The organism is Bradyrhizobium sp. 186, assembly GCF_023101685.1.
GTDB lineage: Bacteria > Pseudomonadota > Alphaproteobacteria > Rhizobiales > Xanthobacteraceae > Bradyrhizobium.
Genome location: NZ_CP082164.1, coordinates 9513976 through 9526233, shown reverse-complemented (window position 1 = coordinate 9526233; position 12258 = coordinate 9513976). Strand labels below are relative to the sequence as shown.

The following is a 12258-nucleotide window of genomic DNA, read 5'->3' as shown; positions in this document are numbered from 1 at the left end:
CGAGGTGCTAGGCGGGCTGCAATGAAGCTGCTAACCATTGCCGCTTCGTTTGACCAAGAGATCACGGACCGAAGCATGGACAACCGCAGCGATATCTGGCGTGGCATTGACACGATCAAGGCCCGTTTCATCGACCTCAGCGACAAGGTCTGGGGGATGCCTGAAGTCTGCTACACCGAAGCGCGGTCCGCGGCCGAGCATCTCGCCGAGCTGCGCCATCAGGGTTTCCGCATCACCGAGAATGTTGCGGGCATCCCGACTGCGGTGACGGGCGAATGGGGCGAGGGCGGACCGGTCATCGCCTTCATGGGTGAATATGACGCGCTGCCTGGGCTCAGCCAGGAGGCGGGTGTCGCCGAGCACCGTCCGACCGAGGCCGGCGGCCACGGCCACGGCTGCGGTCACAATCTGCTCGGCTCCGCGGCGCTGCTTGCCGCGACCGCGGTGAAGGACTGGCTTGCCGAGAACAAGGTGCCGGGCCGCGTGCGCTATTACGGCTGCCCGGCTGAAGAAGGCGGCGCGGCAAAAGCCTTCATGGTGCGTTCCGGTGCATTCGAGGACGCCGATATCGCCATCACCTGGCATCCGCACAGCTTCTGGGAAGTCGCGGTGACACCGTCGCTCGCGAACACCCGCGCCGACTTCATCTTCACCGGCCGCACCTCGCATGCGGCGGCCTCGCCGCATCTTGGCCGCTCCGCGCTCGACGCGGTGGAGCTAATGAATGTCGGCGTGAACTACATGCGCGAGCACATGCCGAGCGATGCACGCGTGCATTACGCGCTGCTCGATACCGGCGGCATCGCGCCCAACGTGGTGCAGGCGCATGCGCGGGTGCGTTACTCCATTCGCGCCCGTGACCTCCCCGGCATGAACGAACTGGTCGGACGCGTGAGCAAGATCGCAGATGGCGCGGCGTTGATGACCGAGACCAAGGTGGAGATGAAGATCATCTCCGCGGTCTCCAACATCCTGCCGAATACCCCGCTGGAGCAGGCGCTGCACCGGGTCATGGAAGAGCTTGGGCCGCCGCATTTCGACGACGCGGACAAGGGCTTCGCAACCGAGATCCGGGCAACGCTGAGCGACAAGGATATCGCGTCGGTCTACTACGCGATCGGTATGGAGCCGACGGATCGGCCGCTGGCCGACTTTCTGGTGCCGCTCGATGCCAAGCGCAATCCTCTGGTCGGCTCGACCGACGTCGGCGACGTGAGCTGGGTGGTGCCGACCGTGCAGGTTCACGCACCGACGGTTGCAATCGGCACGCCCTTCCACACCTGGCAGGTGGTGGCGCAGGGCAAGAGCGCGCACGCCCACAAGGCCATGGTGCAGGCGGCCAAGGCCATGGCCGGGATTGGTATCAAGGCGCTGGTGGAGCCCGAGCTGATCGAGGCGGCCAAGGCGGACCTGAAGAAGCGGACGGCCAAGACACCTTATGTGTGCCCGCTGCCCGACCATGTCGCGCCGCCGCTGGACATGTCCGTGGTGTAAAGATCGGCTCGATACTTCGTCTGATGCGGCGAACAAATTTTTCGCAGTGCAACGTGGCTTAAGCCACGTTTTGCGGCTGGATTGCCGAAGCGGTGGGCGTCACAAGACAGTTTTGCCCAACGGACAGCCAGAAGACCGTTTGCATACACACGGTCGCAGTTGACGCGCCCCCCATTCGGTGTGCCATCTACCGCCAGCCAAACCCGGTGGCCGCGCCTCGCGGCTGCCTGCATCCATACGGGAACCAGACGGGGACAACCATGCTGGATAAAGAACTGCGTTCGATGATCGGCGATGTGAAGGACGGGCGGATGGATCGCCGTGCCTTCATCCAGCGCCTGGCCGCCGTCGGCCTCACCGCACCCGCGGCCTATCAGATCCTTGCCTTCGGCGGTGTCGCCATGGCCGAGGGCCCGTCGGTCTACAAGCCGACCAAGCGCGGCGGCGGCGGTTCGCTCAAGCTGTTGTGGTGGCAGGGACCGACCCTGCTCAATCCGCATTTCGCCACCGGCACCAAGGACCAGGACGGGTCCCGCCTGTTCTACGAACCGCTCGCCTGTTGGGATCCTGACGGCAACATGAAGCTGGTTCTGGCGACAGAGATCCCATCGACCCAGAACGGCCTGCTCGCTGCCGACGGCAAGTCGGTGACCTGGAAGCTGAAGCCCGGCGTCAAATGGCACGATGGCAAACCCTTTACAGCAGATGACGTGGTCTTCACGTGGGAATACATCATCGATCCTGCGACCGCGGCCGTCACTGTCGCGACCTACCGCGATATTACAGTTGAGAAGGTGGATGATCTGACAGTCCGCCTCAGCTTCAAGAAGCCGACGCCGTTCTGGGCCGATGCCTTCGTCGGCGCGACCGGACAGATTCTGCCCAAGCACCTGTTTGCCGAGTTCAAAGGCTCGAAGTCCCGTGAGGCGCCGGCCAACCTCGCCCCGGTCGGCACCGGCCCCTACAAATTTGTCGAGTTCAAGCCCGGCGATCTCATCCGGGGCGTGATCAATCCCGACTATCACATGGCGAACCGTCCCCATTTCGATACGATCGAGATGAAGGGTGGTGGCGATGCCGTCTCGGCGGCGCGTGCGGTAATCCAGACCGGCGAATATGATTTCGGTTGGAATATCCAGGTCGAGGACGACGTGCTGCTGCGCTTGGAGAAGGGCGGCAAGGGCAAGACCATCTACGCCGTAGGCGGCGATACCGAGTTCATCGCGTTGAACTTCACCGATCCCACCACCGAGGTCGACGGCGAGCGCTCCTCGATGAAGACCAAGCATCCGCTGTTCTCCGATCCGGCGGTGCGCAAGGCGCTGTCGCTGCTGGTCGATCGCGAGTCCATCAAGAAGGCCATCTATGGCCGCGCCGGCCGTACCACCGCGAACTTCCTCAACGGTCCCGAAAAGTTCGTCTCCAAGAACACCTCGTGGGAGTTCAGCGTCGAGAAGGCCTCGAAGATCCTCGATGATGCCGGCTGGAAGCCCGGCGCCGACGGCATCCGCGAGAAGGACGGCAAGAAGCTGAAGATCGTGTACCAGACCTCGATCAATGGCCCGCGCCAGAAGACCCAGGCGATCGTCAAGCAGGCCTGTCAGAAGGCCGGCATCGACGTGGAACTGAAGTCCGTCGTGGCCTCGGTGTTCTTCTCCTCGGACGTTGCCAATCCCGACACTTACGCCAAATTCTATGCAGATATCGAGATGTTCCAGATCCCGATGAGCCAGCCGGATCCCGCCCAGCACATGCGCCGCTATCATTCGAGCAATGTCGCGACCAAGGAGAACAAGTGGCAGGGCACCAATTTTCCGCGCTGGGTCAACAAGGAGTATGACGCGACCATCGACGCCGCCGACGGCGAGATGGATCCGGTCAAGCGTGTGGCGCTCTACATCAAGGCCAATGATCTCCTGTTCCAGGACACCGTGTTCATCCCGGCGCAGCATCGGCTGAAGGTGGAAGCGACCGCCAACACGCTGCGTCCGGTGATCAGCGGCTGGGCCAACGAAACCGACAACCTGTTCGACTGGTATCGGGAGGAATGATCACGCAGGCCTAGGCGGGTTCCTCCCTCATGAGTCAGTATGTCCTGCGTCGTCTTTTGATCGCGATTCCGAGCCTGCTTGGCATTTCGCTCGTGCTATTCGTCGTGCTGGCGCTTGCCCCCGGCGATCCATTCTCGGAACTGGCGACCAATCCGAACGTGCCGCCCGAAGTCGCCGCTGCGCTTCGGGCGCGGTTCGGCCTCGACGATCCGATCTACCTTCGCTACCTGCACTGGCTCTCGGCCATGGCGCATGGCGACTGGGGCTTTTCCTTCGTCAGCCGGATGAACGTGGACCAGCTCATCCTGCAGCGCCTGCCGGCCACGCTCTACGTGATCGGCTCGGCGCAGCTACTGGCGCTGCTGATCGCGATTCCCGTCGGCGTCTATGCCGCCACGAAACCCTATTCGCTGTTCGACCAGATCGCGAACACGCTCGCCTTCGTCGGCTTCTCGCTGCCGACCTTCTTCACCGGCATCCTGTTCATCCTGATCTTCTCGGTCACGCTGGACTGGCTGCCCTTCGTCTATACCACCGACATCAAGGGCACCGGCATCCGCTGGGTGCTCGAGATGATCCGGCAGGCGATCATGCCGGTGGCGGTGCTTGGCCTGTTCCAGGCCGCGTCGATGACGCGCTTCGTGCGCTCGGCAATGCTCGACGTGATCCGGCTCGACTATGTCACCACGGCGCGTGCAAAAGGCCTCGGGCAGGCCAAGGTCATCGTCAAGCACGTCATGCGCAACGCCATGATCCCGGTCGTCACGCTCATTGCGCTGCAGATGCCCGCTGTGTTCGGCGGCGCCATCGTCACCGAGCAGATATTCCGCATCCCCGGGATCGGCTCGCTGCTGATCTCCTCCATCCTCTCCAACGACACGCCGGTGGTGATGGCCGTCACCTTCGTCTTCGCGTGCCTCGTGGTGCTTTTCAATCTCATCGCGGACGTCCTTTATGGCTGGCTTGACCCTCGCATCTCCCTCCGCTGAGCGGCGCGTCTACTCGCCTTGGCGCGAGACGTGGCGGCGCTATAGCCGCCACAAGCTTGCCGTGGTCAGTGCGTTCCTGCTCCTCATTCTGATCCTGGCGGTGGTGGCCGGCCCCTTCGTCTGGCGGGTCAAGATCGACGACATCGATATCGTGGCGGGCATGCAGGGGCCGTCGCTTGCCCATCCCTTCGGCACCGACGATCTCGGGCAGGACATCCTCGCCCGCATGATCTATGGCGGGCGCATCTCGCTCGCGGTCGGCCTTGCCGCGATGCTGGTCTCGGTCGTTATTGGTGTGCTGGTCGGCGCGCTCGCCGGCATGTCGCGCGGTGCGCTCGGTCATGGACTGATGTGGCTTACCGATCTCTTTCTGTCGCTGCCGCAATTGCCGCTCCTGCTGCTGCTCATCTATCTCTTCCGCGACGGGCTGAAGGTCGCGTTCGGCCCCGAGGGCGGCATCTTCATCCTGATCGTGCTTGTGATCGGCGGCCTGCGCTGGATGCCGGTCGCCCGCCTCGTGCGCGCGCAGTTCCTGTCGATCCGCGAGAAGGAGTTCGTCGAAGCCGCGCGGGCGCTCGGCGCCAGTCCGGTGCGGCAGGTGGTGCGCCACATCCTGCCCAACGCCCTCGGTCCGGTGATCATCGCCGGCACCATCGATGTTGCCGCAGCGATCATCGCGGAATCGACGCTGTCCTTCCTCGGTCTCGGTTTTCCGCCGGATACGCCGACCTGGGGGCGGCTGCTGTACGATGCCAAGGACTTCCTCGACATCGGCCCGCACTGGGCGCTGTTTCCGGGCGGCGCGATCTTCATCGCGGTCGTCGCCATCAACTTCATCGGCGACGGTCTGCGTGATGCGCTCGATGCGCGACGGGTGATCTGATGGCGCCGCTGCTCCAGATCAAGGGCCTCAAGACCCACTTCTCCACCGACGACGGCATCCTGCAGGCCGTCGACGGCGTCGACATCTCCATCAACCGGGGCGAGACGCTCTGCGTCGTCGGCGAGTCCGGTTGCGGCAAGACCGTCACCGCGATGTCGATCCTGAAGCTGATCGCGATGCCGCCGGGCCGCATCGCGGCGGGCGAGATCATCTTCGAGGGCCGCGATCTGGTGCCGCTGACCAGCAACCAGCTCGACGAGATCCGCGCCAAGGAGATCGGCTTCATCTTCCAGGAGCCGATGACCTCGCTCAACCCCGTGCTCACCGTCGGCGAGCAGATCGCCGAGAGCCTGCGCCGCCATGAGAACGTCACCAGAAAGCAGGCGCTCGAGCGCACCATCGAGATGCTGAAGCTGGTGCAGATTCCCAACGCCGAAGGCCGCGTGCACAACTATCCGCACCAGTTCTCCGGCGGCATGCGCCAGCGCGTGATGATCGCGATGGCGCTGGCCTGCAAGCCCAAGCTGATCATCGCCGACGAACCAACCACCGCGCTCGACGTCACCATCCAGGCCCAGATCCTCGACCTCTTGCAGGACATGAAGGAGCGCTTCGGCATGGCGGTGATGCTGATCACCCATGCCATGGGCGTCGTCGCCGAGACCGCGCAGCGTGTCGTCGTGATGTATGCCGGCAAGGTGGTGGAGGAGGCGCTCGTCGACGACCTCTTCGGCGCTCCCGGTCATCCCTATACCCAAGGCCTGATCCGCTCGATTCCGCGCATCGACCTCGACGCCGAGCACAAGATACGGCTGGAGGCGATCGGCGGCTCGGTGCCGATCCTGATCAACCCGCCGGTCGGCTGCCGCTTTGCCCCGCGCTGCCGCCACGCCATGAGCATCTGCACCGAGAAGGAGCCGCTGTTGCGCGAGATCGCGCCCGGCCACCGCATGGCCTGTCACTTGGGAGATTCGCATCTGGGAGACGCGTCATGAGCGAACCCTTGCTGCAGGTCTCCAACCTGAAGAAGCATTTCCCCGTGCTCGGCGGGCTGTTGTCGCGCCAGGTCGGCAGCGTCTATGCGGTCGACGGCGTGTCGTTCTCGGTTAATCGTGGCGAGACGCTCGGCCTCGTCGGCGAATCCGGCTGTGGCAAGTCCACCACCGGCCGCTGCGTGCTGCGCCTGATCGAGCCGACCGACGGCGAGGTCACCTTCGATGGCCAGGACGTGCGCAAGCTCAGTGGCAACGATCTCCGCGCGATGCGGCGGAACATGCAGCTCGTGTTCCAGGATCCGTTCGCCTCGCTCAATCCGCGCATGACGGTGGGCGCGATCCTCGGCGAAGCCTTCACCATCCACAAGCTCGCGTCCTCCGCCGAAGAGCGCGAGGCGCGCGTCGCGGGCCTTCTTGTCAAAGTCGGGCTCAAGGCCGAACACATGCGCCGCTATCCGCATGAGTTTTCCGGCGGCCAGCGCCAGCGCATCGTGATCGCGCGTGCGCTTGCGGTCGAACCGAAACTGATCGTCTGCGACGAGCCGGTGTCCGCGCTCGACGTCTCGATCCAGGCCCAGGTCATCAACCTGCTGGAAGACCTCCAGGCCGAGCTGAACCTCACCTATCTCTTCGTCGCTCACGACCTCTCGGTGGTCGAGCACATCTCCGACCGCGTCGCGGTGATGTATCTCGGCCGCATCGTCGAGCTCGCCAAGGCCAGCGATCTCTATCGCAATCCGCAGCATCCCTACACCAAGGCGCTGCTCTCGGCCGTGCCGGTGCCGGATCCCAAGCTCAAGCGCAACCGCATCCGCCTCAAGGGCGACGTGCCGAGCCCGATGAAGCCGCCATCAGGCTGCCATTTCCACACCCGCTGCCCGATCGCCCAGCCGCGCTGTTCGGAGAGCGCGCCGGAGCTGAAGGAAGGCGCAGGCGGGCACGTTGTGGCGTGTCACCTCGCGTGAGGCGCGGCGATCAGGCGCCCTGTTCGTCCTAGTCGCATTTCGTCTGTCTTAGACGCTTGTCGCGATGCTCCGTGACTGAACGCGTTTCACGGTCCGGCACATCCGTTCGCACCGCATCGACCAGCCAGTCATGAAAGGCGCGCATGCCGGGTGTCCGCTCTTTCGATTTCAGCCAGGTCAGCCAGTAGGATCCGGCGGCGATCTCTGACGAAAACGGCCGGGCGAGCCGGCCGGTCACCAACTCGGACTGAAACATTGCGATCGGGACAAGGCCGACACCCACGCCGCGCGAGGCTGCCTCGGCCATCGCGATGGAGCTGTCGAAGATCGGCCCCTGGATCAGCGGGCAGGGGGCGCCCGCCACCGCAAACCACAACGGCCATTCCTCGGCGCGATAAGATCGCAGAAGGTTTTCGCGCGCGAGGTCGGATGGCTGGCGCAGGCGGGCCGCGATGTCGGGGTGGCAAACGGGCGAGAGGGGCGCTGGCATGAGATGGATCGCCTCGGTCCCGTGCCAGGAGCCGTCGCCAAAGCGAAGTGCGAGATCGAGCCCATCGCCGGCCATGTCGACGCGGTTGTTGTTCGTGAGCAGACGCAGGTCGATATAGGGGTGCGAATTGCGGAAGCTATCGAGGCGCTGCAAGAGCCAACCGGTTGCGAAAGTACCGACGCAGCCGACCGTCACGACCTCGCGTATTCCCTTCGCTTCGATCCGGTCGATCGCTCCGCTGATGCGGCTGAATGCATCGCTCAGCACGGGGAAGAGCGCCAACCCTTCGTCGGTCAGCGCGAGTCCGCGCGGCAGGCGCCTGAAGAGACTTGAGCCCAACATCTCCTCGAGCTGCTTGACCTGGTGACTGATCGCGGTCTGCGTCACCCGGAGCTCAAGACCCGCTTTGGTAAAGCTCAAATGCCTGGCCGAAGCCTCAAAGGCACGCAGGGCGTTCAACGGAAGATGGTTGCGCACGGAGACCATGACCAAGTTTTATTCATGGCTCGACCTATAAATGATCATTTGTGTGCAGTCACGACGTTCGGCAGGTTCGCGCCGGCACTGGAGGATGAACATGCTGACGAGACGGCGATTTGGATCTGCAATCTTGGGCGCTGCGACCTTTGCGGTCTTGCCGCAGCCCGGTGGGGCGAAGGCGACGGAGGAGCGAAAGCTGCGGCTCGAGCGGAAACTCGCTCTCATTGAGCGCGAAAGTCTCGGTCGTCTGGGCGTCGCGGTCCTCGACACCGAGTCCGGACTTGAGGTGGGCCTGCGCGCCGGCGAACGGTTCCCGATGTGCAGCACGTTCAAGTGCCTTGCCTCGGCGGCCGTTCTGAAGCGCGTCGACGGCGGGGAATTGCGGCTCGAACAGCAGATCCAGTTCGAGGCGAAGGACATCGTGCCCTATTCGCCGGTGACGAAGGACCGGATAGCCGGCGGAATGACGCTCGCCGAACTCTGCGAGGCCGCGCTGACGCAGAGCGACAATACGGCCGGCAATCTCCTGTTGCGTCAGATCGGCGGTCCGGTGGGGCTCACAAGTTTCGTCCGCTCGCTCGGCGACGACTTGAGCCGTCTGGATCGGTGGGAAGTCGAGCTGAACGAAGCGCTGCCGGAAGACCCCCGTGACACAACCAGTCCCGCCGCCATGCTGCAGAATTTGCGCCGCCTGCTCCTCGGCGACGCATTGTCGGCGAACGCGCGACAAAAACTGACAGACTGGATGGTGGCCAACAAGACCGGAGATACCCGTCTTCGCGCCGGGGTGCCTCGCGACTGGCGGGTCGCCGACAAAACCGGCGCCGGAGACCGCGGCACGACCAACGATGTCGCTGTCTTCTGGCCGCCGGGCCGCAAACCCGTTCTGATCACGGCCTATTTGACAGGCTCGCAGGCTCCTGCCGAAGAACGCAATGCGACGATCGCGAAAGTGGCGCGTATGGTCGCAGAGGCCGTCGTTGGACAGGCCGGCTAGTCGGCCCGCCAGCCTGCGCATCGTGATCGCGCGTGCGCTCGCGGTCGAACCGAAGCCGATCGTCTGCGACGAGCCGCGGCGTGCCATCTCGCCTCAAAGCCGAGCGAGGCGGCACGCGCGTTCATCAGGCTGTGTTCCGAAAGAGCCTGCCTGAAAGCCTCCACCGACGTGTGGTGATGTGCGAAGAGGCCCGCCTCCCGCGCGCCGGCGATATTTTCCGCGAGGTCGTCGACGAACAGGACGGTCTGCGGCGTCGCCTGTAGCTCCGACAGGCAGAGGCGATAGCAGCGTGGGTCCGGCTTGGCCGCCTTGAACCGGGCCGAGGTGTAGATCCTGGAACCGAACAGCGGACGCAATTCCGGCAGCAGCGTGTCGATATGATCGGCGACTAGCGTGGTGTTGTTGGTCAGGACGGCAATATCGACGGTTTCGCGGAGATGCCCGGCAATCTCCAGCATCGCGCGATCGGCCTTCATCGAACGGCGGCGTGCCTCCACCCACTCATCGAGCGACAGGGGATAGCCGATGCGTTCGCCAAAGCCCCGCAGATAGTCTGCGGAATCGATCGCGCCGGAGTCGCCGAGAAATTCGAATCCGGTCGCCCATATTGCCGCGTGGACGGACTCGCTGGTGGCCCCGGCAAGCCCGGCAAGAAATGCGACACGCTTTCCCCTGTCGTATTCGCAGAGGACATTGTCCATGTCGAAGAGGACAAGCTTGATCCCGTTAGGCACAGCAGCACTCTCGGCCTGGCCGAAACATCCGGCCGTGATCACGGTCATATCCCACCGGAACGCAGGCGACAAATCGGGGCGCCAAACCCGCGCGCCAAATCCGGGCGCAACGGCCGAACGCTGCGATGCTGGTATGGTCGCCCGCGGCAACGTTTGAAGGCGAGTTCTCCAACGTCCGCCCGCGGCTGCGCAGGGAACGGCGGCGTTCGCTACGCCCGGTAGTCCGGCGACCTCGTCACGCGCTCTTGGCCGGCCACGGTACGACCTGTCCCGACATCACCAGCCGGTCGCGGCCGCTGTCCTTGGCGGCATAGAGCGCACGGTCGGCGGCTGCAACCAGCGCGCTGCAGTCCGTCGCGGTCTGGGACGGAAGCCCCGTCGCAGCGCCCACGCTCACCGTGACGAGGCGGGAGGGAGGATTCTGACCATGCAGCATGGCGAGGTCGCGCAAAGCGCCGCGAACCGCTTCGCCGATCTCGGCGCAGCCATCCGCACCGGTGTTCGGCAACAGCACTGCAAATTCCTCGCCGCCGTAGCGTGCCGCGAGGTCGGCGGGGCGCTTCGCATGGGCGGACAGGATACGGCCCAGCGCGCGCAAGCACCCGTCGCCCGCCAAATGTCCGTAATGGTCGTTGAACTTCTTGAAATGATCGACGTCGATCAGCAGGAGCGAAAGCTGCGTGCCATCGCGCCGAGCGCGCGCCCATTCGTCATCGAGGCGCTCGTCGAATTCCCGTCGGTTGGCGAGCCCGGTCAGGCCGTCGGTCGTTGCGAGCGAAGTGAGCTTGTCCTGAAGGTCCTTCTGCTCGGTCATGTCGCGCACGACTGCGACGACGCCGTCGATCTCGCCGCTGTCGGAGGCCCGCGTCACGTGCATGGCCGCCTCGGCCCAGATCTCACCTTTCTCGCGATGGAGCTGACGATAGACGAACCTCGCCTCCTCGGCCTCGCCATTCTTCAGCGCGGCAATCGCCTGCTCGACTCGCTCCATGTCCTCCGCGTGAATGCCGGCCACGGCTGACGTGCCCAGCAGTTCGTCGGGAGACCAGCCGATGATGCGCACGCATGATGGAGAGGCGTAGAGCAGCCGGTTATCCAGCCCGATCCGGGTCACCATGTCGCTGGATTGCTCGGCCAACAGGCGGAAATGAGCTTCCGTGGCGGCCAGGGCGTGCGCCATGCGCTGCCGCTGCGAGAGCTGGCGGACCAGGTAGAAGCCGATCACCGCGATCAGCAGGACGAGGCCGAGGACGACGGTCACGCGCACGGCCGCCGCACGTCGCCAGGGGGCCAGTACGTCATCCTGCGACTTGCTTGCGAGCACCATCAGGGGATAGCGGCTGCTGCGCTGGTAGTAGCTCAACCGCTGTATGCTATCGAGCGGCGATTTGAAATAGTAGACGGCCGCAGCCGGCCGGCTTTTCCATTCCCTGAACAACGGCGCATTGGACAGGTCGCGTCCGACGAAGGCGCCGCTCTCGTCGCGGCTGCGCGCCAGCATGATGCCGTCATTGTTCAGCAGCGACGCCGAGCCGTTCGGCCCGAAATCGAAGCGCTCGTAGAACTTGACGAAATAGCCGACGTCAATCGTCAGCAGGGCAACGCCGGCGAAGCTGCCGTCGGGATGGTTGATCCGGCGGGATGCGGTGATGATCCACTGGCCGCCGGCGCGGCTCTTGACGGGCCGTCCGATCAGCGTGCCGCGATCCGGCGAGTCGCGATGGCGCTGGAAATATTCGCGGTCGCTGTTGTTGAGCTTGGAGAAGTCGACGTGCTCGGTCGCGGCAAGCCATCGGCCGGTCGCGTCATAGACGAAGATGCCGCGGATGCGATCCGATGATTTGCGGGTCGGCAGATAGGTCTGGAGCTTTGCGATCGTGTCCGGACCCGTTCCATCGAGCTCGAGCCGATGGACCAGCCCGACGAGAATCGTATCGACGAGCTCGAACGTGTCGTCCGCATGCTGGACCAGCGAATGTGCGAGATTGGCTACATCGATCTCGGCGTTTCTGAGTTCGGTATTGCGCGTTTCCCATTCGCGCCAGCCGCTCAAGCCCAGGATGGCGAAGCAAGTCAGCATGACGAAACCCGCCGCCCAGAGCGGGAGGCGCGTCTTTCCGAGTTCGCGGCCCGTGGTCATCAGGCTTGCTCCATTTCGGCGCAAACCTCTCACTTTGGCC

General features: G+C 64.3%; 9 protein-coding genes and 1 pseudogene. 7 read left to right on the top strand and 3 right to left on the bottom strand.

Translation table 11 applies throughout. The features are described 5' to 3' along the window. The first annotated feature begins 75 nt into the window (after positions 1 to 75). The 6 genes from IVB18_RS45415 (at position 76) to IVB18_RS45390 (ending at position 7377) form a co-directional block, all read left to right on the top strand. Positions 76 to 1494, top strand: a complete 1419-nt coding sequence (locus IVB18_RS45415) for a M20 family metallopeptidase (RefSeq protein ID WP_247986552.1) — start codon at positions 76 to 78, stop codon at positions 1492 to 1494. A gap of 260 nt (positions 1495 to 1754) precedes the next feature. Beyond that, positions 1755 to 3545: a peptide ABC transporter substrate-binding protein gene (locus IVB18_RS45410; protein WP_247986551.1), complete on the top strand. Its 1791-nt coding sequence runs from the start codon at positions 1755 to 1757 to the stop codon at positions 3543 to 3545. Positions 3546 to 3574: 29 nt separating this feature from the next. After that, positions 3575 to 4534: an ABC transporter permease gene (locus IVB18_RS45405; protein ID WP_247986550.1), complete on the top strand. Its 960-nt coding sequence runs from the start codon at positions 3575 to 3577 to the stop codon at positions 4532 to 4534. Beyond that, entirely contained in the window at positions 4500 to 5417 is a 918-nt protein-coding gene (locus IVB18_RS45400) for an ABC transporter permease (protein WP_247986549.1), read from the top strand. The genes IVB18_RS45405 and IVB18_RS45400 overlap by 35 nt, the downstream gene beginning before the upstream one ends. Further along, positions 5417 to 6412, top strand: a complete 996-nt coding sequence (locus IVB18_RS45395) for an ABC transporter ATP-binding protein (protein ID WP_247986548.1) — start codon at positions 5417 to 5419, stop codon at positions 6410 to 6412. The genes IVB18_RS45400 and IVB18_RS45395 overlap by 1 nt, the downstream gene beginning before the upstream one ends. Continuing rightward, positions 6409 to 7377: a dipeptide ABC transporter ATP-binding protein gene (locus IVB18_RS45390; RefSeq protein WP_247986547.1), complete on the top strand. Its 969-nt coding sequence runs from the start codon at positions 6409 to 6411 to the stop codon at positions 7375 to 7377. The genes IVB18_RS45395 and IVB18_RS45390 overlap by 4 nt, the downstream gene beginning before the upstream one ends. 28 nt (positions 7378 to 7405) lie before the next feature. Here IVB18_RS45390 and IVB18_RS45385 read toward each other — a convergent pair whose 3' ends face one another. Further along, complete coding sequence (locus IVB18_RS45385; RefSeq protein WP_247991887.1) at positions 7406 to 8353, bottom strand: LysR family transcriptional regulator; 948 nt, start codon at positions 8351 to 8353, stop codon at positions 7406 to 7408. Between the two features lie 31 nt (positions 8354 to 8384). On the opposite strand from IVB18_RS45385, the gene bla reads away from it, so the two are divergent. Further along, positions 8385 to 9344: a class A beta-lactamase gene (bla, locus tag IVB18_RS45380; RefSeq protein ID WP_346732600.1), complete on the top strand. Its 960-nt coding sequence runs from the start codon at positions 8385 to 8387 to the stop codon at positions 9342 to 9344. 119 nt (positions 9345 to 9463) lie between these two features. Here bla and IVB18_RS45375 read toward each other — a convergent pair. After that, positions 9464 to 10106: pseudogene (locus IVB18_RS45375) on the bottom strand (HAD family phosphatase); the annotation flags it as partial. A 207-nt stretch (positions 10107 to 10313) separates the two neighbouring features. Continuing rightward, positions 10314 to 12218: a diguanylate cyclase gene (locus IVB18_RS45370; RefSeq protein WP_247986545.1), complete on the bottom strand. Its 1905-nt coding sequence runs from the start codon at positions 12216 to 12218 to the stop codon at positions 10314 to 10316. Between the last annotated feature and the right edge of the window lie 40 nt (positions 12219 to 12258).